18 protein-coding genes and 1 tRNA gene are annotated in these 21,706 nt (G+C 70.5%); 3 read left to right on the top strand and 16 right to left on the bottom strand.

All coding sequences use genetic code 11. The features are described 5' to 3' along the window. The first annotated feature begins 41 nt into the window (after positions 1 to 41). Positions 42 to 1,097 (top strand): LacI family DNA-binding transcriptional regulator, encoded by a 1,056-nt coding sequence (locus ABT127_RS31540; RefSeq protein WP_351457459.1) that lies wholly within the window; start codon positions 42 to 44, stop codon positions 1,095 to 1,097. A gap of 273 nt (positions 1,098 to 1,370) precedes the next feature. On the opposite strand, the gene ABT127_RS31535 is transcribed toward ABT127_RS31540, so the two are convergent. The 4 genes from ABT127_RS31535 to ABT127_RS31520 form a co-directional block, all read right to left on the bottom strand. After that, positions 1,371 to 1,443 (bottom strand) — tRNA-His (locus ABT127_RS31535). A gap of 122 nt (positions 1,444 to 1,565) precedes the next feature. Beyond that, positions 1,566 to 2,168 (bottom strand): oligoribonuclease, encoded by a 603-nt coding sequence (gene orn, locus ABT127_RS31530; protein WP_111664756.1) that lies wholly within the window; start codon positions 2,166 to 2,168, stop codon positions 1,566 to 1,568. A gap of 62 nt (positions 2,169 to 2,230) precedes the next feature. Further along, on the bottom strand, positions 2,231 to 3,538 hold the full coding sequence (locus ABT127_RS31525; protein WP_351457457.1) for a helix-turn-helix domain-containing protein: 1,308 nt from the start codon (positions 3,536 to 3,538) through the stop codon (positions 2,231 to 2,233). 398 nt (positions 3,539 to 3,936) lie between these two features. Continuing rightward, positions 3,937 to 4,341, bottom strand: a complete 405-nt coding sequence (locus ABT127_RS31520; protein ID WP_351457455.1) for a hypothetical protein — start codon at positions 4,339 to 4,341, stop codon at positions 3,937 to 3,939. A gap of 341 nt (positions 4,342 to 4,682) precedes the next feature. On the opposite strand from ABT127_RS31520, the gene ABT127_RS31515 reads away from it, so the two are divergent. Then, positions 4,683 to 5,207: a universal stress protein gene (locus tag ABT127_RS31515; protein ID WP_351457453.1), complete on the top strand. Its 525-nt coding sequence runs from the start codon at positions 4,683 to 4,685 to the stop codon at positions 5,205 to 5,207. A 211-nt stretch (positions 5,208 to 5,418) separates the two neighbouring features. Here ABT127_RS31515 and glmS read toward each other — a convergent pair whose 3' ends face one another. Continuing rightward, the gene (gene glmS, locus ABT127_RS31510) at positions 5,419 to 7,236 is read right to left on the bottom strand and encodes a glutamine--fructose-6-phosphate transaminase (isomerizing) (protein WP_351457450.1); all 1,818 of its coding nucleotides are present in this window, start codon (positions 7,234 to 7,236) and stop codon (positions 5,419 to 5,421) included. Between the two features lie 48 nt (positions 7,237 to 7,284). Further along, on the bottom strand, positions 7,285 to 7,542 hold the full coding sequence (locus ABT127_RS31505) for a hypothetical protein (protein ID WP_111664752.1): 258 nt from the start codon (positions 7,540 to 7,542) through the stop codon (positions 7,285 to 7,287). Positions 7,543 to 7,738: 196 nt separating this feature from the next. Here ABT127_RS31505 and ABT127_RS31500 point away from each other — a divergent pair, with 196 nt between their 5' ends. Continuing rightward, positions 7,739 to 9,319 carry a purple acid phosphatase family protein gene (locus tag ABT127_RS31500; protein WP_351457447.1) on the top strand — a complete coding sequence of 527 codons (1,581 nt, stop codon included), beginning with the start codon at positions 7,739 to 7,741 and terminating at the stop codon, positions 9,317 to 9,319. A 7-nt stretch (positions 9,320 to 9,326) separates the two neighbouring features. On the opposite strand, the gene ABT127_RS31495 is transcribed toward ABT127_RS31500, so the two are convergent. The 10 genes from ABT127_RS31495 to ABT127_RS31450 all read right to left on the bottom strand — a co-directional run bounded on the left by ABT127_RS31495 (position 9,327) and on the right by ABT127_RS31450 (position 21,691). After that, entirely contained in the window at positions 9,327 to 10,214 is an 888-nt protein-coding gene (locus tag ABT127_RS31495; RefSeq protein ID WP_351457445.1) for a DUF4429 domain-containing protein, read from the bottom strand. 65 nt (positions 10,215 to 10,279) lie between these two features. After that, positions 10,280 to 12,058, bottom strand: a complete 1,779-nt coding sequence (locus tag ABT127_RS31490; protein WP_351457442.1) for an IucA/IucC family protein — start codon at positions 12,056 to 12,058, stop codon at positions 10,280 to 10,282. Then, positions 12,055 to 12,615 (bottom strand): GNAT family N-acetyltransferase, encoded by a 561-nt coding sequence (locus ABT127_RS31485; RefSeq protein ID WP_351457440.1) that lies wholly within the window; start codon positions 12,613 to 12,615, stop codon positions 12,055 to 12,057. The genes ABT127_RS31490 and ABT127_RS31485 overlap by 4 nt, the downstream gene beginning before the upstream one ends. Then, positions 12,612 to 13,889 (bottom strand): lysine N(6)-hydroxylase/L-ornithine N(5)-oxygenase family protein, encoded by a 1,278-nt coding sequence (locus tag ABT127_RS31480; protein ID WP_351457437.1) that lies wholly within the window; start codon positions 13,887 to 13,889, stop codon positions 12,612 to 12,614. Before ABT127_RS31480 ends, ABT127_RS31485 begins: the two co-directional genes overlap by 4 nt. Further along, positions 13,873 to 15,315 carry a lysine decarboxylase DesA gene (gene desA / locus ABT127_RS31475; RefSeq protein ID WP_351457434.1) on the bottom strand — a complete coding sequence of 481 codons (1,443 nt, stop codon included), beginning with the start codon at positions 15,313 to 15,315 and terminating at the stop codon, positions 13,873 to 13,875. Before desA ends, ABT127_RS31480 begins: the two co-directional genes overlap by 17 nt. A 171-nt stretch (positions 15,316 to 15,486) precedes the next feature. Then, positions 15,487 to 16,353, bottom strand: a complete 867-nt coding sequence (locus ABT127_RS31470; RefSeq protein ID WP_351457431.1) for a siderophore-interacting protein — start codon at positions 16,351 to 16,353, stop codon at positions 15,487 to 15,489. Positions 16,354 to 16,357: 4 nt separating this feature from the next. Next, positions 16,358 to 17,407, bottom strand: coding sequence for an ABC transporter substrate-binding protein (locus ABT127_RS31465; protein ID WP_351457428.1), 1,050 nt, complete (start codon positions 17,405 to 17,407; stop codon positions 16,358 to 16,360). A gap of 167 nt (positions 17,408 to 17,574) precedes the next feature. Next, positions 17,575 to 18,735 carry an acyl-CoA dehydrogenase family protein gene (locus tag ABT127_RS31460; protein ID WP_351457425.1) on the bottom strand — a complete coding sequence of 387 codons (1,161 nt, stop codon included), beginning with the start codon at positions 18,733 to 18,735 and terminating at the stop codon, positions 17,575 to 17,577. Between the two features lie 5 nt (positions 18,736 to 18,740). Continuing rightward, on the bottom strand, positions 18,741 to 19,673 hold the full coding sequence (locus ABT127_RS31455) for a hydroxymethylglutaryl-CoA lyase (RefSeq protein ID WP_351457615.1): 933 nt from the start codon (positions 19,671 to 19,673) through the stop codon (positions 18,741 to 18,743). Positions 19,674 to 19,684: 11 nt separating this feature from the next. Then, entirely contained in the window at positions 19,685 to 21,691 is a 2,007-nt protein-coding gene (locus tag ABT127_RS31450; protein WP_351457423.1) for an ATP-binding protein, read from the bottom strand. Positions 21,692 to 21,706 lie beyond the last annotated feature (15 nt).

Here is a 21,706-nt window from a genome sequence, read left to right as displayed (position 1 = left end):
GGGCTGTTAGATTCCGCGGGAGACTCGGGGAGGTAGAAGCCATGGTGGCTCACGGCACTCACGGCAGGCGTCCGACGCTGGAGGAGGTCGCGGCCCGGGCCGGCGTCGGCCGCGGCACCGTCTCCCGGGTGATCAACGGCTCCCCCCGGGTCAGCGACACCACCCGTGCCTCCGTCGAGGAGGCGATCGCCGAGCTGGGCTACGTCCCGAACACGGCGGCCCGCGCCCTCGCCGCCAACCGCACGGACTCCATAGCCGTGGTGGTCCCGGAAGCGGAATCCCGGTTCTTCTCGGAGCCCTACTTCTCCGGCATGGTCGGCGGTGTCGGCATGGCCCTCGCCGAGTCCAACCTGCAGCTTCTGCTGACCTTCGCCCGCGGTGAGCGCGAGCGCGACAAGCTCGCCTCCTACCTCGCGGCCCACCGCGTCGACGGCGTTCTGCTGGTCTCCGTCCACTCCGACGACCCGCTCGCCGACCGCCTCCTCCAGATGGACATCCCCACGGTGATCAGCGGTCCCCGCTCGGCCGACGAGCCGCTGCCCTCGGTCGACACCGACAACTACGCCGGGGCCCGCTCGGCGATCGAGCACCTGGTCTCCCGCGGCCGGCGCTCCATCGCCATCATCACCGGCCCGCTCGACGTGTACGGCGCCCAGCGCCGACTGGTCGGGTACGAGGACGAACTGGCCGCGTCCGGACTCGCCTACGACGAGGAAATGGTGGCCTACGGAGACTTCACCGAGGAGGGCGGCCGGCGCTGCATGACTGATCTTCTTGAACGCAGCCCCGGCCTCGACGCGGTCTTCGCCTGCTCGGACCTGATGGCCTCGGGCGCCCGCCAGGTGCTGCGCGAGGCGGGCCGCCGCATCCCCGACGACGTGGCCCTGGTCGGCTTCGACGACTCCATGATCGCCCGCCACCTGGAGCCCGGCCTGACCAGCGTCCGCCAGCCCACCCGCGACATGGGCCGCGCGATGACGGAGCTGCTCCTGGACGAGATCGCCCTGGCGGCCGAGGGCAAGCGCTCGTCGGCCCGGCGGGGGGCCGAGCGGCACCTGGTGCTGCCGACGGAGCTGGTGATCCGGGCCTCGTCGTAGCGGCCGTCCCCCGGCAGGTGTAGCCGGCGGTGCCGTGGTTACCCGGTGGGCGGCCGGACCGCCACGCCGACGAACGGCGGGCCCGGCCGGCGCTCCCTTGGAAGCCGGCGGACCTCCCGCCCGTCTGCGACCTCGGTCGAGGCGGGCCCGGCCGCCCTACGGGGGGACGGTCGGTCGGCGCCCGACGCCAAGCCGGCGGGAGCCGCTTGGCGGACGGTTCCGGAAACGATCAAGGCCCGGTCTGCTTCCGCAGACCGGGCCTTGATCATTCAGGGTGAGTGACGGGACTTGAACCCGCGGCCACCTGGACCACAACCAGGTGCTCTACCAACTGAGCTACACCCACCATGTCCGGTCTTTTGTCGTTCTTCCGACCGGCCGAGAAAAAGTGTACAGGGTCCGAAGGGGTGCTCGCGCACCCCTTTTGCCGAAGCGGGGCGGACCCCGTACGAGTGGGCCCGGGAGCGGCTACTCCGCAGGCAGGACGTGCTTCGCCGCGATCGACTTCGCGGTGTCGGAATCGGGGCCGGGCTGCGGGACGAAGATCGCCTCGCGGTAGTAGCGCAGCTCCGCGATGGATTCGCGGATGTCGGCGAGCGCCCGGTGGTTGCCGTTCTTCTCCGGACTGTTGAAGTACGCCCTCGGGTACCAGCGCCGGGCCAGTTCCTTGACCGAGGACACATCGACGATCCGGTAGTGGAGGTACTCCTCCAGCGTCGGCATGTCCCGCAGCAGGAATCCCCGGTCGGTCCCGACCGAGTTCCCGCACAGCGGGGCCTTGCCCGCGTCCTTGACGTGTTCACGTACGTACGCCAGGACCTGCTCCTCGGCGTCGGCGAGCGTCGTGCCGCCCGCCAGCTCGTCGAGGAGACCCGAGGCGGTGTGCATCTGCCGCACCACCTCGGGCATCTGTTCCAAGGCCTCGTCCGGCGGGCGGATCACGATGTCCACCCCTTCACCCAGTACGTTCAGCTCCGAGTCGGTGACCAGTGCGGCCACCTCGATGAGCGCGTCGTTCGCCAGCGAGAGTCCGGTCATCTCGCAGTCGATCCACACCATGCGATCGTTCATGCGCCAACCCTACGGGTCAGACCTTCTCGCTGGCAGACGACGGGCGTCAGCTCCTGTACGGGTTACTGGGGCGCCGTCCGCGGCCCGGGCAGACTGGCGCGCCCCGGCGCGAACGTGTCGGACGGCGGCCTGCCGCCCTCCAGGTGTCCGGAGTGCCCCGTGTGCCCGGTGTGCCCCGTCGGCCCGGCCGGCAGCGACGCCGCGTGGGCGCCCAGGCCCGACGCGGCCGCGGCCGTGCGCCGGGACTGACTCGGCACGCCGCCGGGGCCCCCCGGGTCGCCGGACATGGCGGCGAGGTCGACCTGTGGCCTGTCCGCCGGCTTGCCGTTCGCCCCCGGGCTGTCGCCCGACTGCGGCCGGCGCGCCCGGTAGGCCGCCCGGTACGCGGCCGGGGACGAGCCCAGCTGCCGCCGGAAGTGGCCGCGCAGTGCGACGGGGGAGCGGAATCCGCAGCGCCCCGCGACCTCGTCCACGGAGTAGTCGGACGTCTCGAGCAGCCGCTGCGCCTGGAGAACCCGCTGCGTGATCAGCCACTGGAGCGGGGCGGACCCCGTCAGCGACCGGAAGCGGCGGTCGAAGGTGCGGCGGCTCATGTACGCGCGGGCGGCGAGCGTCTCCACGTCGAACTGTTCGTGTAAATGCTCCAGCGCCCAGGCGACGACCTCGGCCAGCGGGTCCGCACCGATCTCCTCGGGCAGCGACCGGTCGAGATAGCGCTCCTGGCCGCCACTGCGGCGCGGCGGGACCACCAGACGGCGGGCGAGCGCACCCGCCGCCTCGTTTCCGTGATCCGTGCGCACGATGTGCAGACACAGATCGATACCGGCCGCGGTGCCGGCGCTCGTCAGTACGTCGCCGTCGTCCACGAAGAGCTCGCGCGGGTCCACATGGACCGACGGATACCGCTTCGCGAGTGTCGGTGCGTACATCCAGTGCGTAGTGGCCGGTCGGCCATCGAGCAGACCGGCCGCGGCGAGCACGAACGCGCCGGTGCACAGGCCGACGATGCGTGCTCCTTCCTCATGCGCGCGACGTATCGCGTCAAGCGCCTCCTCCGGTGGCGGCGAGGTGATCGACCGCCAGGCCGGCACGACGACCGTGCCTGCCCGCGAGATCGCCTCGAGTCCATGAGGCGCTGTGAGTTCGAGCCCTCCGGTCGTCCGCAGGGGTCCCTCTTCACCGGCGCACACGAGCAACCGGTAGCGGGGAACTCCCGCGTCCTGACGGTCGATTCCGAATACGGAGAGCGGTATGGAACTCTCGAAGATGGGTCCGCCGCTGAACAGCAGCACCGCGACGATCTCGCGTCGCCTGCGCCCTGACAGCTTGCGAGCCGCCGCCTCCGGCGCGGTGGTGGAGTCGTGGCTCATCCTGCTAAGCCCCCCTCGGTGATCGCGGCTCCCTCAATACTTTGACGGGCTGTTCGCTCCTGCACGTTTCCCCTCGGTCCTGCTGAAGTCCCCCGCCGCCAAAAACTCGACCAGTCATGATCGAATCTACTGTGTCTCCGGCTGCCCCTGTGACCAGTTAAAGACCTGGCACATTGTCGACATGGCAACTTGGCGTGAAGCATTCGATCACGAAGCGTTGCACTCGCGGGCGTTGCTGGGAAGTGCGCCTCAACTCAGTGGCCGGTCCCCGTAGGGTGCGCGGGGGTTTTGCGGCCCTTTCAGCCCTGGTGGGAGGGGGGTTGGAGGCGGTGAGGAGCAAGGAAAGCCTGTGCGGCTGAAGTTGGCTGAAAATATACGGGGTAGCGCGTCGAAAGGCATCAATCCACCGGCGCACTCTGCCCGGCGCGGTGCCCGCCCCTGTGCGCCCCCTGCCCCGTCCGGCCGTGCCTACCACGATGCGCGCAGCATTGTTCAGTGTGCAACCGCACGGCACCACGTTCGGACTGACGCAGGAGCAGTCGGCAGGCCGCGGTGACCGCGGCGAGGCCCAGCGCGGCCCCGGCCGCGCCGGCCGCCGAGCTGCCGTAGCCGACGAGAACCAGCGGCACCAGGACGCAGCTGAACGCCGCCCAGCGGACGACGTCGCCCGCGCCGTCGGTCCCTGGGCGTGGCTTGTCATGGGTGTGGGGGGTCGGCCGTGTGTGCGACTCCGGCGCGCGGGCGGGGGCCGGGATGCTCCGGCGCGAGCCGGTGGTCCGGTGCGCGGTGGACGGTCCGGGCACGTGGTGCTCCTTCGGGCTCCCTGGGTCGTGACGGTCGGGAGTTCAACGCGCGGCGTGCGTCCCGGTCACTCGATCCGCCCGCGCAGTGGCCCACAAGAGTGCGCAAACCGCCTGTACGGGGCAGCAACCATTGCCATACGGTCGGCGCCTCGTGCATGCTCCCCTGAACGCTGCGGAGCGCACGTGCGTACAGGTCCGAGAGCGGGCCGGAGTCTGGGCAGAGGAGGAGTGTCGCCGTACCCTTGGGGGTATGGGGTTGGGAAGATGATTCCCGGACACAGCTCCGCCGATCAGATGTCGTCCCCTCATTTGAGGCCCACGAGGTACACGCCGAGACACTCATGGCCGGTCACGAATTTTCCGAACCCGAAGGCCGCAAACGGCAGGTCGCCGACCCTACGACGACCCCCCGAGCCGCCGAAGAGCCCCGTCACGCCTGTGACCCCGCGTTCAAGCACGGGGTCGTCGTCGGCTTCGACGGGTCGACGTCCAGTGAGCGGGCGCTCTCGTACGCGATCGGCATGGCGCACCGCTCGGGCTCCGGGCTGATCATCGTCCATGTCGCCAATCGGCTGCCGACCACGGTGTGGGCCGGCTGCGAGCCGCCGGTCTTCGTGGACGTGCCCGACCATCGCACCGAGGTGCTGGGTCTGGAGCTGGCCTGCGCCGACTATCTCTCCGAGGTGCCCTGGATCCTCGTCGAGCGGGGTGGCGACATCTGCCACGAGCTGGAGGAGGTCGGCCGGGAGTACTCCGCCGACGCCATTGTCGTGGGCTCCACCCACGGTCTCGTCGGGCGGATCTTCGGCTCGGTCGCCGGGCGACTGGCGCGCCGCGCTCAGCGCCCTGTCATCGTCATCCCGTAACTCGCCTGCGGGGCGCGGCTGTTGGTTTTCACAGTTGCGGGCCGGTGGGGGCTGGTCGCGCAGTTCCCCGCGCCCCTGGGTAGTTCTCCGTGTGCGGGCCGGTGGCCGCTTCTCGCGCAGTTCCCCGCGCCCCTGAGGTGCGCACTTCGTGCGGCATCTCATCTTGAGAGGCGCGGGGAACCGCGCGGCCAGCCCCCACCGGCCGTCAGTGCTACTCGACCGTCACCGACTTCGCCAGGTTGCGCGGCTTGTCGATGTCGCGGCCGAGGGCCAACGCCGTGTGGTAGGCGAGGAGTTGGAGGGGGATGCCCATCAGGATCGGGTCCAGCTCGTCCTCGTTCTTCGGGACGACGATGGTGCGGTCGGCCTTCTCCTGCTCCTGGTGCGCGACCGCGAGGATGCGGCCGGAGCGGGCCTTGATCTCCTCCATCGCGGCGCGGTTCTTCTCCAGCAGGTCGTCGTCGGGGACGATCGCGACCGTGGGGAGCGCCGGCTCGATGAGCGCGAGGGGGCCGTGCTTCAGCTCGGAGGCGGGGTAGGCCTCGGCGTGGATGTACGAGACCTCCTTGAGCTTCAGGGACGCCTCGCGGGCCACCGGGTAGCCCCGGACGCGGCCGATGAACATCATCGAGCGGGCGTCCGCGTACTCCTCGGCGATCTTCTTGATCTCCGCCTCCTGCGCGAGGATCTCGGTGATCTGGGCGGGGAGCTTGCGCAGGCCCTCGATGATGCGCTTGCCGTCGGCGACGGAGAGGTCGCGGATGCGGCCGAGGTGCAGGGCGAGCAGGGCGAAGGCGACCGTGGTGTTGGTGAAGCACTTCGTGGAGACGACGCAGACCTCGGGGCCCGCGTGGACGTAGACACCGGCGTCGGACTCGCGGGCGATCGCCGAGCCGACGACGTTGACCACGCCGAAGACGCGGGCGCCCTTGCGCTTCAGCTCCTGGACGGCGGCGAGGACGTCGTACGTCTCGCCCGACTGGGACACCGCGATGTACAGGGTGTCGGGGTCGACGACCGGGTTGCGGTAGCGGAACTCGGAGGCCGGCTCGGCGTCCGCGGGGATGCGGGCCAGCTCCTCGATCATCTGGGCGCCGATCAGGCCCGCGTGGTACGAGGTGCCGCAGCCGAGGATCTTCACGCGGCGCACGGTGCGGGCCTCGCGGGCGTCGAGGTTGAGGCCGCCCAGGTGCACGGTGGAGAAGCGGTCGTCGATGCGGCCGCGCAGCACGCGGTCCACGGCGTCGGCCTGCTCGGAGATCTCCTTGTGCATGTACGTGTCGTGGCCGCCCATGTCGTAGGAGGCCGCCTCCCACTCCACCGTGGTGGGGGAGGCCGTCGTGCGGGTGCCCTCCGTGGTGTACGTACGGAAGTCGTCGGACTTCAGGGTCGCCATCTCACCGTCGTCGAGGGTGACGATCTGGCGGGTGTGCGAGACCAGCGCGGCGATGTCCGAGGCGACGAACATCTCCTTGTCGCCGATGCCGAGGACGACCGGCGAGCCGTTGCGGGCCACGACGATGCGGTCCGGGAAGTCGGCGTGCACGACCGCGATGCCGTAGGTGCCCTCGATCAGGCGCAGCGCGTCGCGGACCTTGTCCTCCAGGTCCGTCGCCTGCGAGCGGGCGACGAGGTGGGTGAGGACCTCGGTGTCGGTCTCGGAGAGGAAGACGACGCCCTCGGCGGTGAGCTTCGCGCGCAGCTCGGAGGCGTTGTCGATGATGCCGTTGTGCACGACGGCGACCTTGTTGTCGCCGGACATGTGCGGGTGCGCGTTCTCGTCGGAGGGGGCGCCGTGCGTGGCCCAGCGGGTGTGCGCGATGCCGGTCGTGCCCTTGAAGCGCGCCGGGACCTTCGCCTCCAGGTCACGGACGCGGCCCTTGGCCTTGACCATCTTCAGGCCGGCCGCCTTGGGGCTGGTGATGACGACGCCCGCGGAGTCGTACCCCCGGTACTCCAGGCGCTGCAGGCCCTCCAGGAGCAGCGGTGCCACGTCACGCTTGCCGATGTAACCGACAATTCCGCACATAAGTTGGTGAAATCCCCTCTGCGTGAAGCACTGGTTCAGTCGGCTGGTTCAGCCGTAGACGATCCGGCGGAGCTGCCGGAGCGAGAGCTCCGGCGGGGCCACCGCCCGGTAGGGCAGCTCCGCCGCGATCTGTTCGAAGATCGCCGCGTTCACCAGGCCCTGACCCTGGAGCTCGCGGTGGCGGCGGCGGACGAAGCCCTCCGTCGGTTCGTCGTAGTAGGCGAGCACGTCCTGGATCACCCGCAGCGCCTCGCCCCGGCTCAGGGCGGTGGTCCGCGTCAGATGATCGACAAGTTCCTCGTGCACTCGGTAGATCCTGGGGGACGGTCGGGGGTTTCGCAAGAAATCTGCCCGATATCGGGCAGGCGTGGCGTGGTCGGGGGGAGCGGCGAGGGCGTCGGGGCGCTGGCTGTGAAGGTTTGAAGGGCGCCATGCCGCTTGTTCGGCCCGCGTTCATCCGGCGTATCCGGCCGGGATGGTTGCCACCAGCACCTTTCGGGTCATGGACATTCCACGTATGGGCGTTCCCGCCGAACTGGCCGAGCGGAGCCTCGCCGAGCAGCACGAGTACCTGCGCAGCACCTTCTCCCGGCGCACGATGATGCGCGGCGGCGCCGTCACCGTCGGCGCGATCGCCGGCGGGGTCTTCGTGCCCGGCGCCGTCGCCCAGGCCGCCCCGGCCGCCGCGCCGGCCGCCGCGACCGCCGACATCGACGGCGCGCTCGTCGCCCCCTTCGGCCGGCACCTCTCCTACGGCGAGGACCCGCGCACCGAGATGACGGTCTCCTGGCAGGTGCCGGCGCCGGTCAAGAACCCGTTCATCCGGATCGGGTCCAGCGCCGGTGAGCTGTCGCGGAAGATCTCCGCCGAGGTCCGCGCGCTGTACACCCCGGCCGGGGTCGGCACCAGCGCCGACCACACCCAGTACTACGTGCACGCCAAGCTGTCCCACCTCAAGCCGGGCCGCACCTACTACTACGGCGTCGGCCACCAGGGCTTCGACCCCGCCTCGCCGAAGTTCGCGGGCACGATCGGCACCTTCACCACGGCGCCCTCGCACGCGGAGCCCTTCACCTTCACCGCCTTCGGCGACCAGGGCGTCAGCTACCACGCGCTCGCCAACGACTCCCTGATCCTGGCCCAGGGCCCGTCCTTCCACCTGCACGCCGGTGACATCGCGTACGCCGACCCGTCGGGCTCGGGCCAGACCACGGACACCTTCGACGCGCGGACCTGGGACCAGTTCCTCGCGCAGACCGAGTCCGTCGCCAAGACCGTGCCGTGGATGGTCTCCTACGGCAACCACGACATGGAGGCCTGGTACGCGCCGCACGGCTACGGCAGCCAGCAGGCCCGCTTCGAGCCCCCGGCCAACGGCCCCGACCCCGAGAACCTGCCCGGCGTCTACTCCTTCGTGCACGGCAACACGGCGATCATCTCGCTCGACGCCAACGACGTGTCGTTCGAGATCCCGGCCAACCTCGGGCTGTCCGGCGGCACCCAGACGAAGTGGTTCGAGGCGCAGCTGAAGAAGTTCCGCGCGCACAACTCCGGCATCGACTTCGTCGTCGTCTTCTTCCACCACTGCGCGTACTGCACCGCCACCGCGCACGCCTCGGAGGGGGGCGTGCGCAAGGAGTGGGTGCCGCTGTTCGAGAAGTACACCGTCGACCTGGTGATCAACGGCCACAACCACGTCTACGAGCGCTCCGACGTGCTCAAGGGCGAGAAGGTCACCAAGGAGCTGCCGATCGGCGGCACCGTCTACCCGGAGACCGAGGGCGTCGTCTACGTCACGGCCGGCGCGGCGGGCAAGAGCCTGTACGCCTTCCCGGTCACCGACTCCTACGAGGGCAACGAGAAGGACACCGACCCGTTCGCCTCGTACGTCACCGAGGAGGGCGGCGCCAAGAAGGCCGTCACCGTCGACTGGTCGCGGGTGCGCTACACCAACTACTCGTTCCTGCGCGTGGACGTGAAGCCCGCGTCCTTCGGGCGCACGGCGACCCTGACGGTGCGCGGCATCGCCGAGACCGGCGCGGAGATCGACAAGTTCGTGGTGGCCCGCAGGTCCAAGCGGTAGACACGCCCTAGAGCCGCTTGAGGACCGCCTGCTTCGCCGCCGCGAACTCCTCGGCCGTCAGGACGCCGGCCTGGTGCAGCTCGCCCAGTTCGCGCAGCCGGCGCAGCAGCGCGTCGTGGTCGTCCTCCGGCACCTTCGCGGGTGCCGGAGGCGCGGCCTCGGGCGCCTTCTCCAGGGCGGGGGCCGCGGTCCCCGCGCCCGGATGCGGCAGCCGGGCCTGCACCGCCGCCGCGACCAGCGCCATCAGCGGGTCCTTCTTGAAGCCCCACAGCTCGACGGAGTTCGGGTCGTACTTCGGCGGGGCCTTGGTCGGCGAGGAGCGGACGGTGAAGCGCAGACAGCCGTTCTCCAGGCCCGCGGCCGGTTGCCACTCCACCGCCTCGATGTCGGCGAGGGCCAGCTGCCGGGTGCCGGCGGTCGCCTTCGCGTCCTCCGTCTTCCAGTTCCACTCGAGCCGGACGTGCTCCCCGTCGAAGCTCGCCGTGCCGTCGCCCGCGGAGACCGAGAGCGGCACGGCCGGGCCGGGCAACAGGTACGCGGTGCAGGCCGACGACGGGACCTGTTCGAGCAGCAGCGCGGCCCGCACCTCGTCCACGAGGTACTCCGCGACGCCGTAGCGGTCCGGCTCCACGGTCAGCTGGTACGGGTCCGTGCCCTCCGTCAGCTTGCCGCCGGTGGCCTGCAGCAGCGGGTCCGCGCCGTCGCGCAGCCGCAGCCGCAGCCGCCCCGACTTCCGGCCCTGCTCGAAGGAGACCCCGGCCAGCGCCGCGAGCGGGACGGTCAGCTCACCCAGGGTCCTGCGCAGCAGGTTCACGCCCTTGTCGCGTCCGGGGACGAGCCGCAGCGCGTCGCCGTCGAACGTCCACGTCCCGTCGCGCTGGATGATTTCCGCCATGGGGCAATTCTGGCAGGGGCCCGGGAGGACCGTCTCCCGAGCCCCTGCGGTCTGTGCGCCTGCGATCAGGCGATCGGGTTGTCGAGGGCGCCGACCAGCTGCAGGGCGCCCGAGGGGTCGGCCAGGTCCACCATCTGCTCGTTGTTGCGCAGCTGGAGCCGGTTCAGGCAGGACAGCGCGAAGCTCGGGGCGAACATGTCGAACCGGGCGAACTTGTCGGCGAGTTGGGGCGCCGACGCCTGGTAGTCACGGACGCAGTCCGCGACCGCCGCCCAGAACGTGTCCTCGTCGACGACGCCGTCCGCGACCAGGTTCGCCGCCAGGAAGCGGAAGAAGCAGTCGAAGACGTCCGTGAAGATCGACAGGAGTTTCATGTCGTCGGGCACGTCGGCGCGGATGCGGTCGACCTTCGGCGGCAGCACCGCGTCCGGGTCCATGACCGCGATCTCCTCGGCGATGTCCTTGTAGACGGCCCGCTGGACCACGCCCCGCTCGTCCAGGACCAGGATGACGTTCTCGCCGTGCGGCATGAACACCAGGTCGTAGGCGTAGAAGCTGTGCAGCAGCGGGGTCAGGTACGCCGTGAGGTACGGCTTCAGCCACTCCGTCGGCGTCAGGCCCGAGCGCTCGATCAGGGCGCCCGCGAGCGAGCGGCCCTCGCGGTCCACGTGCAGCAGCGAGGCCATGGTGGCCAGCCGCTCGCCGGGGGCCAGGGACGGGACCGGGGACTCGCGCCACAGGGCCGCGAGCATCTTGCGGTACGGGGAGTAGCGGTCGGTGGCCGCCTCGTACTCCAGGTGCCGGTAGCCGACCGCCGCCCGCTCGCGGATGATCGTCAGGCCGGTGCCCTTGAGCACCTCGTCGTTCTCGATGAGCGCGGCGAGCCAGTCGTTGATCGCGGGCGTCGCCTCCATGTACGCCGCCGACAGGCCGCGCATGAAGCCCATGTTGATGACCGACAGGGCCGTCTTCACATAGTGCTTGGCGGGGTCGGTGGTGTTGAAGAACGTACGGATCGACTGCTGGGCCAGGTACTCGTCGTCGCCCTCGCCGAGGCAGACGAGGTGCCGCTGGGCGACCTCCGCCGCGAAGGTGACCGACAGCTTGTTCCACCACTGCCACGGGTGCACCGGGATCAGCAGGAAGTCCGCCGGGTCCAGGCCCTGGTCGCGCAGGGTCGTGCCGAAGCGGTCGAGGGTCTCCTGGCCGAGTTCGGCACGCAGGAAGGACTCGTACTCCAGGCCGGCGCCCGCCGTGAACGCGGCGCGCTCGCGGGTCGCCGCCAGCCAGATCAGCCGGACCGGGCTCGCGGTCTCGGGCGCGTACGACAGGTACTCGTGGATGCCGAAGCCGAGCCGGCCGTTGTTGGCGACGAAGCACGGGTGGCCCTCGGTCATGCCCGTCTCGATGGCCTGGAAGTCGTCGGTGGCCGCGAGCTCGGCGGCCGTCGCGGCCGGCTTCGCCAGCTTGTAGCAGGTGCCGGACAGGGTGGAGGAGATCTCCTCCAGATAGACCGGCAGGATCGATTCGCTCAGGCCGAGCGAGTCCTTCATCTCGATGAAGAACTCCAGCGCGTTCAGCGGGAGTTCCGCGCCGTCACGGTGGCGCGTGACGGAGTCGGCCGACACCTGCCAGTGGTCGAGGCGCAGCCGCCGGGCCGCGAACCGGTAGCTGGTCTGGCCGTCGTCGCTGCGGACGGCGTACCGGTCGGCCCCGTCCTCGGCGGGCTCCGGGGTGAGCAGCCGCTCGTGGGCGAACTCGGCGAGCGCCTTGCGGATCAGGAGACGGTTGGCCTCCGCCCAGTGCTCGGGGGTCAGATGGGAGACTGCGTCCGCGATGCTCATGCTCGCGCGCTCCTTCCGGTGGCCTTCTCGAACTGTTCGCGCGTGCAGAAACTCAGCAGCGCCTTCTTCTCCGGCTTGTCGATCTCCCGCTCGGGGACGAAGCCGACGGCCTCGTTGAGCGCGTGGACCGCCGTGTTGCGCACGTCGGGCTCGACGACGACGCGCTCGACCGCCGGGTCGGCGAAGAGGTGTTCCATCACCGCCGTGATCACGGCCCGGGTGAAGCCCGGTATGCGTATCTCCGACGGCGCGGTCAGGAAGTGCATGCCGATGTCGCCGGGCTCGGGCTCGTACAGGCCGACGAGTTCGACGTGACGCGGGTCGTAGCGCTCCATCAGGAACGCGGGCTCCCCGTCGTGCAGGCCGAGGAACGCGTCGTGGTGCTCGGCCGCCGCGATGGACATGTACTCGCGCTCGACGTCCTGCAGTTTCGCGTCCTGCATCAGCCAGAACGCGGCCTTCGGATCGGTGACCCAGCGGTGCAGCAGCTCCGCGTCGGCCAGCGGGTCGACGGGGCGCAGGGTCAGTTTGCCGAGCGTGCGGGTGGTGGTGCTCATACTGCGAACTCCTGGAAGGCGATGGTCTTCTCGACGGGGTAGTACTCGGTGCCGAGCAGCTCGCCGATGATGTAGCTGTTGCGGTAGGCGCCCATGCCCAGGTCGGGGCTGGTGATCGAGTGGGTGTGCACGCCCGCGTTCTGCAGGAAGATGCCGCTCCCGGTGGTGTCGATCGTGTAGTTGCGGGCGACGTCGAAGCGGCCCCGCCCGTCGAGCCGGATGCGGTCCTTGACGGGCTCCAGGAACGCGGGCGTCGCGTACTTGTAGCCGGTGGCGAGGATCAGGCCCTCGGTCTCGATCTCGTACGCCTTGTCCTGCTCCTCCTGGTGCAGGCCGAGGGTGTACGTGCCGTTGTCGTCGTACGAGGCCGTGCGCAGCGCCGAGTTGGTGAGCAGCCTCGTCGGGACCGGGCCGTCGAGGCCCTTCTGGTAGAGCAGGTCGAAGATGGCGTCGATCAGCTCGCCGTCGATGCCCTTGAACAGACCCTTCTGCCGCTCCTCCAGCGAGTACCGGGTGGCCTCCGGCAGCGCGTGGAAGTAGTCGATGTAGTCCGGGGACGTCATCTCCAGCGTCAGCTTGGTGTATTCGAGCGGGAAGAAGCGGGGGGAGCGGGTGACCCAGTTCAGGCGGTAGCCGTGGACGTCGATCTCGCTCAGCAGGTCGTAGTAGATCTCGGCGGCGGACTGGCCGCTGCCGACCAGCGTGATCGACTTCTTCTGCTGGAGGGCCTGCTTGTGCTGCATGTAGCGGGAGTTGTGCAGGACTCCGTCGCCGCCCAGCTCCGCGCAGGCCTCCGGGATGTGCGGCGGGGTGCCGGTGCCGAGCACCAGGCGGCGGGCGCGGTGGGTCTCGCCGGTGTCGGTGGTGACGACGTACGTCTCGGTGTCGTCCTCGAAGCGCACCTCGGTCACCGTGGTGCTGAACCGGATCGAGGAGAGCTTGGCCGCGGCCCAGCGGCAGTACGCGTTGTACTCCACGCGCAGCGGATAGAAGTTCTCGCGGATGTAGAACGAGTACAACCGCCCAGATTCCTTCAGGTAGTTGAGGAAGGAGTAGGGGGAGGTCGGGTCGGCGAGGGTCACCAGGTCCGACATGAACGGGGTCTGGAGGTGGGCCCCGTCGAGGAACATGCCCGAGTGCCACTCGAAGTCCGGCTTGGACTCCAGGAAGACGCCGTTCAGCTCGGCTATGGGTTCGGTGAGACAGGCGAGACCGAGGTTGAAGGGGCCGAGCCCGATCCCGATGAAGTCGTAGGTCTCAAGAGGCGCGGTCAAGGGTGTCTCCCAGGTACTGCTCGGCGTGGCCGGCGATGAGGTCGAGGACGGCCTTGATGTCGTCAAGGGTCGTCTCGGGGTTGAGCAGGGTGAACTTCAGGTACTGGCGGCCGCCGGTCTTGGTGCCCGCCACGACCGCGTCGCCGGAGGCGAACAGTGCTTTGCGGGCATAGAGGTTGGCCCGGTCGATCTCGGCCGGGTCGGCGACGGTCGCGGGGATGTAGCGGTAGACGAGGGTGGACAGGCTCGGCTCGACGACCACGTCGAAGCGCGGGTCGGCGGCGAGCACCTCCCAGGCCCGGTGGGCCAGTTCGCAGACCTCGTCGAAGAGGCCGCCGATGCCGTCGGCGCCCATCACGCGCAGGGTGAGCCACAGCTTGAGGGCGTCGAAGCGGCGGGTGGTCTGCAGCGACTTGTCCACCTGGTTGGGGATGCGCTCGGCGACGGTGCGCCGCGGGTTGAGGTACTCCGCGTGGTAGGTGGCGTGCCGCAGGGTGGCGCTGTCGCGGACCAGCACGGCGCTCGAACTCACCGGCTGGAAGAAGGACTTGTGGTAGTCGACGGTGACGGAGTCGGCGCGCTCGATGCCGTCGAGGCGGTCCCGGCGGGTGCGCGAGGCGAGCAGGCCGCAGCCGTAGGCCGCGTCCACGTGCATCCAGGTGTCGTACTGGGCACAGAGCTCGGCGATCTCCGGCAGCGGGTCGATGGAGCCGAAGTCGGTGGTGCCCGCGGTGGCGACGACGGCCATGGGGACGAGGTCCTCGGCCTTGCAGCGCTCCAGTTCGGCCGCGAGGGCCAGGGCGCGCATCCGCTTGTCCTTGTCGACCGGGACGGTCACGACGGACTCCGGGGGCAGGCCGAGGAGTTTGGCGGACTTCTGGACGCTGAAGTGTCCGGCCTCGGACGCGAAGATCCGCAGTCTGCCGAGGTCGTCGGTCTTGCTCTCCTCGCGGGCGAGCAGCAGCGCCTGGAGGTTGGACTGCGAGCCGCCCGAGGTGAAGACGCCGTCGGCGGCCGGGCCGAGGCCGATCCGGGCGGCGGTCCAGTCGATCAGTTTGCGCTCGATGAGCGTGCCGCCGGCCGACTGGTCCCAGGTGTCGAGCGAGGAGTTGACCGCCGACAGGACGGCCTCGCCGAGCACGGCCGGGATGACGACCGGGCAGTTGAGGTGGGCGAGATAGCGCGGGTGGTGGAAGTAGACGGCGTCGCGGAGGTAGACGTCCTCCAGCTCGTCGAGCGCGGCGATGGTGTCGTGCAGCGGCTCGTCGAGGTTCACGGCGTCGACGGTGGGGGAGAGGGCGTCGGGTGTGACGCCGGTGAACGGCCGTGCAGCGGTGGCGAGTTTGGCCGCCACCCGCTCGATTCCCTCGGTCACGGAGCTGCGGTACAACTCCGCGGTCGTGTCATTGAGCAGGTGCGAGCGCATGAACGGATCCTCCGGGTGGGGATGAGGTGGTTCCCGGGTGGGGCAGGAGTGCCGCGGCCATGAGCAGGGGCGGGGCCGCGACGCTTGACTTAGGTTAGCCTAACCTAAGTTCTACGCGCGACCCCGCCCCTGTTTATGGCGAAATGTGCAGTTGTTTGGCGGGAATTGTGTCTACGCGGCGGCCTCGGCCCGCAGCGCGTCCTCGCTGAGACCGCGCCGCCAGTACCCGACGAACTTCACCGCGCGCTTGTCGTAGCCGCGCTCGCGCACCAGATGGCGGCGCAGCTCCTTCATCGACCCGGACTCGCCGGACAGCCAGGCGTACGGCCTTGTGGTCTCGGGGAGTTGGGCGGCGCGGATGGCGTCGAGCGCGGTCGGGGCCTGCTCGTCGCGGACCAGCCAGTGCACGGTGAGATTGGCCGCGGTGAGGATCGGCTGGATGTCGGCGCGGTGCGGGACCTCCAGCCACACGTGGGCGGAGACGGACGCGGGCAGCCAGGCCAGGATGCCGAGCGCGGCGGGCAGGGCCGTCTCGTCGCCCCACATCAGGATGTGGTCGAAGTCGGCCGGGGGCTGGCAGCGCACGGCGGCGTTGTCGGCGATCGCGGGGCCGAGCACCACGACCTTGTCGCCGGCGGTGGCGGCCTCGGCCCAGCGGCAGGCGGGGCCGGTGGTCGCCGGGTCGTCGTTGTGCAGCACGAAGTCGATGTCGACCTCCTGCGCGGGGTGCCGGCGCTGGCCGCTCAGGGTGTACGAGCGCATGACCGCGCGGACGTCGTCCGGCAGCGCCCGGTACGCGGCGTGCCAGCCGTGGCCGTCGTCGCCGGGCACGATGGGCGGCAGGACGGGGGCGTCCTGGCCCGGCTGCGGCAGGAAGAGGGAGAGGGACTGGTCCCGGCCGCCGCCGTGGAAGTGCTCCAGGTCGGGACCGGTGAAGGTCACCCGGAGCAGCGACGGGCCGAGCCGCCGCGTGCGGACCACTTGCAGATCGAAGAATCGGAAAGGGGCTACAGCGGGGGCTTCGGCCGTCGCGGTCATGGGGTCAGGACACCTTCTTCGCGGTCTCGATCGCCTTGGCGAGGTTCTCCAGGAGCGGGGCGCACTTGTCGTAGGACAGGATCGGCTCGGCGGAGCGGGCGATGACCTGCCCGGCCTTCACCGCGGGCAGCTTCTTCCAGGTGCCCTCGTCGATGGCGTCGGGCTGGAGGGCCTGGGCGCGGTCGTCCATCATGATGATGTCGGCCGGGTACTTGTCGACGTTCTCCCAGCTCAGGTTCTCGAACCAGCCGCCGGATGCCTTCTTCGCCTTCTCCGAGGGCTCGACGAAGTTCACGCCGAGGGCCTTGAAGTACTCCAGGTCGATGGAGAGGTTCGTGCCGGACACGTAGAAGATGTCCGCGCTCGCCGAACCGGCCAGGACCTTGATGTCGGGGTGGGCCTTGGCGGCCTTGCGCAGCCGGGCCGCGGCGTCCTCGAAGCGCTTCTTCGCCGCGACGACCTTGGCGTCCTTCAGGTCGGCGCCCAGCGACTCGGCCAGCGCGTACATCCGCTCCAGCGGCTGGGTCAGCTGACGGTCGAAGACGGAGATGCCGACGCTCGGGGCGAGCTTGGCGATCTTGTCCTTGGACTCCTCGGGGACGTACCAGAGCGTGCCCGCGGAGTCGAACATCGTGGTGATCAGGACGTCGGGCGCCAGGCCAGCGTACTTCTCGATGTTGAACTGGCCCCAGGTGTTGCCGATGACCGTGACCTTGTCGACGGGCATGTCGCCGGCCTGCACGTCCGGCTTGCCGCCCTTGACGGTGGTCGGGCCGAAGACGCCCTTGACCTGGATGCCGTAGTCGTAGAGGGCCGCGCCGACGCCGGTGAAGGCGACGATGTTCGCCGGGGTCTTGTCCAGCTTCACGGTCGTGCCGCGGTCGTCCTTGAAGGAGAACGGACCGGCCTTGTCCGCGGCCTTCGTCGCGTCCGAACCGCTGTCTTTGGAACCGCTGTCGCTGCCGCAGGCGGCCAGCGCGGCACCGAGGCCGAGGGCGCCGCCGGCGGCGAGTATGCCGCGGCGGGTGGGGCGGGGCAGTCGGGCGTTGGGCATCACGGGCTGCTTTCGGACGTGCCGGAACTCTGGCCGGGCGGGGTCGCAGAACTGAGGGTAGGTTAACCTAAGTTCCTGGCATGTCCAGAGGGCGGGGCCCGTTGCGTCCGAGGACACGGGGCTCTGCCCCGGACCCCGCTCCTCAATCGCCGGAGGGGCTTGAACTGCTAAGAGGTCAGTCCCAGTTCCCTCGCGATCAGCATGCGCTGCACCTCGCTCGTGCCCTCGCCGATCTCCAGGATCTTGGAGTCCCGCCACATGCGGGCCACCGGGTACTCGTTCATGAAGCCGTAGCCGCCGTGGATCTGGGTCGCCTCCCGCGCGTTGTCCACCGCGATCGTCGACGAGTAGAGCTTCGCGAGTGCCGCCTCCTTCTTGAACGGCTCCCCGGACACCAGCCGCGACGCCGCGTCCCGCCAGGCGAGCCGCGCGGTGTGCGCCTTCATCTCCATGTCGGCGATCTTGAACTGGATCGCCTGGTAGCCGCCGATGCTCCGCCCGAAGGCGTGGCGCTCCTTGGCGTACTTCACCGACTCGTCGACGCAGCCCTGGGCGAGACCGGTGGCGAGCGCCGAGATCGCGATCCGGCCCTCGTCGAGGATGCGCAGGAACTGGGCGAAGCCGCGGCCCTCCGCGCCCAGCAGGTTCTCCGCCGGTACGCGGACGTCGTCGAAGTGGAGCTCACGGGTGTCCGACGCGTTCCACCCCACCTTCGAGTACGGGGCCGCGACCGTGAAGCCGGGCGTCCCGGACGGCACGATGACCGAGGAGATCTGCGGCTTGCCGTCCGCCGTGCGGCCGGTCACCGCCGCCACCGTGACCAGGCCCGTGATGTCGGTGCCGGAGTTGGTGATGAAGCACTTCGTGCCGTTGATCACCCAGTCGCCGGTCTCCGGGTCGCGGACGGCCGTGGTGCGGGTGCCGCCCGCGTCCGAACCGGCCTCCGGCTCGGTCAGACCGAACGCGCCCAGGATCTCGCCCGCGCAGAGCTTCGGCAGCCACTGCCGCTTCTGCTCCTCGGTGCCGAAGAGATGGAGCGGCATCGCGCCGAGCGAGACACCGGCTTCGAGGGTGATGGCGACCGAGGAGTCGACGCGGGCCAGCTCCTCCAGCGCGATGCCGAGCGCCAGGTAGTCGCCGCCCATGCCGCCGTACTCCTCCGGGAACGGCAGCCCGAACAGGCCCATCCGCCCCATCTCGCGCACGATCTCGTACGGGAACTCGTGCCGCTCGTAGTAGTCGCCGATCTTCGGCGCCACGACCTCGTGCGCGAACTCCTCGACGGTGCGCCGCAGTTCCTCGTGCTCGGGGGAGAGGTGGTGATCCATCGTTCTCACTGCTCCTGTGGGGTCGCGGAGAGGGCCCGCACGGTGCGGGAGGGGCTGGGCCGGCCCAGGTGTCCGGCCATCCACCTGCTGGTGTCGGTGAGCAGGCCGAGATCGACGCCGGTCTCGATGCCGAGCCCGCGCAGCATCCAGACGAGGTCCTCGGTGGCGAGATTGCCGGTGGCGCTCTTCGCGTACGGGCAGCCGCCGAGGCCTCCGGCGGACGCGTCGACCGTGGTGACCCCGTGCTGGAGCGCCGCCAGGGTGTTGGCGAGCGCCTGCCCGTAGGTGTCGTGGAAGTGCACGCCGAGCACGTCGGTGGGCACGCCCTCCTCGTTCAGCTCCGCGAGCAGGGTCTGGACGTGGCCGGGGGTGGCCACGCCGATCGTGTCGCCGAGGCTCAGCTCGTCGCAGCCCAGCTCCCGCAGGGACTTGGCGACGGAGACGACCTGGTGGACCGGGACCGGGCCCTCCCACGGGTCGCCGAAGCACATGGAGAGATAGCCGCGCACGTGCGACCGCGCCTCCTTGGCGCGGGCCACCACCGGCTCGAACATCGCCAGGGACTCGGCGACCGTGCGGTTGAGGTTGGCCTTGGCGAAGGATTCGGTGGCGCTGGCGAACACGGCGATGCGGCTCGCGCCGAGGGCCAGGGCTCGGTCCAGGCCCCTTTCGTTCGGGACCAGGACCGGGAGGTGCACGGCGGGGCCGAGGTCCTGGAGGCCGGGGAACAGGGTCTCCGCGTCCGCCAGTTGGGGCACCCACTTGGGGTGGACGAAGCTGGTGGCCTCGATCGTGGTCAGGCCCGCGCGGGCCAGGCGGTGGATGAACTCCGCCTTGATCTCCGTGGGGACCGTGGACTTCTCGTTCTGCAGGCCGTCGCGGGGGCCCACCTCGTGGATCCGCACGCGGGTGGGGAGGCCCTCGGCGGGGGCCACCATCGGGAGGGCGGTCACCTTGTCTCCGTCTCGCCGTAGGGGCTTCCGTCGGGTGGTGAGTTCTCCGCCGTCGTGGTTGCTCGCGCAGTTCCCCGCGCCCCTTCGGGCGCGATTCCCTCGGCCGTGCTGGAGGGTTCGACGACCGCCAGTACCTGGTCCATCGCCACCGTCGTGCCGGGGGAGACGTCCAGCTCCGTGACCGTGCCCGCGTGGGGGGCCGCGATGACGTGTTCCATCTTCATGGCCTCCACCACCAGCAGGCTCTGGCCCGCGGTGACTTCGTCGCCCACCGCCACCTTCACCACCGTCACCGTGCCCGGCATGGGGGCGGTGAGGGAGCCCGCGCCGGTGGAGGATGCGCCGGACAGGGCGGCCGTCACCGGGTCGTGGTCGCGGAGCTGCCAGGCGTCGCCGTCGCGGGACAGCCAGTCGCCCGCGGAGGCGGTCAGGCGGGCGGGGATGGTGGGCACGCCGTCGACCAGGACCTCGGCGCCGCGGACGCGGAGCTCGACCGGGTCGTGGCCGGGGGCGCGGACGTGGTGCACGGTCCAGGCGGGGCTGCCGCCCAGGCGCCACCCGTCGGGGCGGGCGAACGGGTCCACCCAGCCGTCCGCCGCCGGGGCGAGTGCCTGCTGACGCAGGACGCCCGCCGCCGCGTACACCTCCGGCGGGATGTCCGCCGCGACCAGTGACTCGGCCTCCCGCTCCACGAGCCCGGTGTCCAACTCGCCCGCCACGACCGCCGGATGGGCCAGCAGGCGGCGCAGGAAGCCGGCGTTCGTCGGCACGCCGAGCGTCACCGTCCGGGCCAGCGCGGCCCGCAGCCGGCGCAGTGCCGTGTCCCGGTCGGGGCCGTACGCGATGACCTTCGCCAGCATCGGGTCGTAGAGCGACGAGACCTCGGTGCCCTCGCTGAGCCCGGAGTCGGTGCGCACGCCGTCGCCCTCCGGCTCGTGCAGGGCGAGGACCGTGCCGCCGGAGGGGAGGAAGCCGCGCGAGGGGTCCTCCGCGCACAGGCGGGCCTCCACCGCGTGACCGGTCAGGGTGATGTCGGCCTGGGCGAAGGGGAGGTGTTCGCCCGCCGCGACCCGCACCTGCCACTCCACCAGGTCCAGGCCCGTGACCAGCTCGGTGACCGGGTGCTCGACCTGGAGGCGGGTGTTCATCTCCATGAAGTAGTACGAGGACGGATCCTCGCCCGGCACGATGAACTCCACCGTGCCCGCGCCCCGGTAGCCGCACGAGCGCGCCGCCTCCACGGCCGCCGCGCCCATCGCCTCCCGGGTCGCCTCGTCGAGGAGCACGCTGGGCGCCTCCTCGATGATCTTCTGGTGGCGGCGCTGGAGCGAGCACTCGCGCTCGCCGAGGTGCACGACATGGCCGTGCCCGTCCGCCAGGACCTGGATCTCGATGTGCCGGGGGCGGTCGACCCACCGCTCCACGAGCAGCGTGTCGTCGCCGAAGGAGGCCCGGGCCTCGCGGCGCGCGGCGGCGATCTCCTCCTCCAGGAGAGCCAGGTCGCGCACCAGCCGCATGCCCTTGCCGCCGCCGCCCGCGGACGGCTTGAGCAGCACGGGTGCGCCCAACTCCGCCGCGGCCCGCGCCAGATCGGGGTCGCGGCCGCCCGGGACCACCGGGACACCGGCCGCCTCGACCGTCTCCTTGGCGCGGATCTTGTCGCCCATCAGCGCGATCGCGTCCGGGGACGGACCGATGAAGGTCAGGCCCGCGTCCTCGCAGGCCCGCGCGAACGTCGCGTTCTCCGCGAGGAAGCCGTACCCCGGGTGCACGGCCTGTGCCCCCGTGCGCAGCGCGGCCTCGACGATCCGCTCCACCGACAGATAGCTCTCGGCGGCGGGCGGCGGCCCGATGCGCACCGACTCGTCGGCCTCGCGCACGTGCCGGGCGTCCGCGTCGGCGTCGCTGTGGACCGCCACCGAGCGGATGCCGAGCTGCCGCAGCGTACGGATGACGCGGACGGCGATCTCGCCGCGGTTGGCGACCAGGACTGTGTCGAACACTTCCCTAAGCTCCTC

It is taken from the genome of Streptomyces sp. NPDC001904, from assembly GCF_040297005.1.
Classification (GTDB): Bacteria; Actinomycetota; Actinomycetes; order Streptomycetales; family Streptomycetaceae; genus Streptomyces.
The sequence above is the reverse complement of the archived record's forward strand: the minus strand, read 5'-3'. Positions and strand labels throughout refer to the sequence as shown.

Coding starts and splice junctions, on each gene's coding strand:
- ABT127_RS31540 (WP_351457459.1), top strand. CDS start 42: ATGGTGGCTCACGGCACTCACGGCAGGCGTCCGACGCTGGAGGAGGTC.
- orn (WP_111664756.1), bottom strand. CDS start 2,168: ATGAACGATCGCATGGTGTGGATCGACTGCGAGATGACCGGACTCTCG.
- ABT127_RS31525 (WP_351457457.1), bottom strand. CDS start 3,538: ATGAGCCACGACTCCACCACCGCGCCGGAGGCGGCGGCTCGCAAGCTG.
- ABT127_RS31515 (WP_351457453.1), top strand. CDS start 4,683: ATGGCCGGTCACGAATTTTCCGAACCCGAAGGCCGCAAACGGCAGGTC.
- glmS (WP_351457450.1), bottom strand. CDS start 7,236: ATGTGCGGAATTGTCGGTTACATCGGCAAGCGTGACGTGGCACCGCTG.
- ABT127_RS31500 (WP_351457447.1), top strand. CDS start 7,739: ATGGACATTCCACGTATGGGCGTTCCCGCCGAACTGGCCGAGCGGAGC.
- ABT127_RS31495 (WP_351457445.1), bottom strand. CDS start 10,214: ATGGCGGAAATCATCCAGCGCGACGGGACGTGGACGTTCGACGGCGAC.
- ABT127_RS31490 (WP_351457442.1), bottom strand. CDS start 12,058: ATGAGCATCGCGGACGCAGTCTCCCATCTGACCCCCGAGCACTGGGCG.
- ABT127_RS31485 (WP_351457440.1), bottom strand. CDS start 12,615: ATGAGCACCACCACCCGCACGCTCGGCAAACTGACCCTGCGCCCCGTC.
- desA (WP_351457434.1), bottom strand. CDS start 15,315: ATGCGCTCGCACCTGCTCAATGACACGACCGCGGAGTTGTACCGCAGC.
- ABT127_RS31470 (WP_351457431.1), bottom strand. CDS start 16,353: ATGACCGCGACGGCCGAAGCCCCCGCTGTAGCCCCTTTCCGATTCTTC.
- ABT127_RS31465 (WP_351457428.1), bottom strand. CDS start 17,407: ATGCCCAACGCCCGACTGCCCCGCCCCACCCGCCGCGGCATACTCGCC.
- ABT127_RS31460 (WP_351457425.1), bottom strand. CDS start 18,735: ATGGATCACCACCTCTCCCCCGAGCACGAGGAACTGCGGCGCACCGTC.
- ABT127_RS31455 (WP_351457615.1), bottom strand. CDS start 19,673: ATGGTGGCCCCCGCCGAGGGCCTCCCCACCCGCGTGCGGATCCACGAG.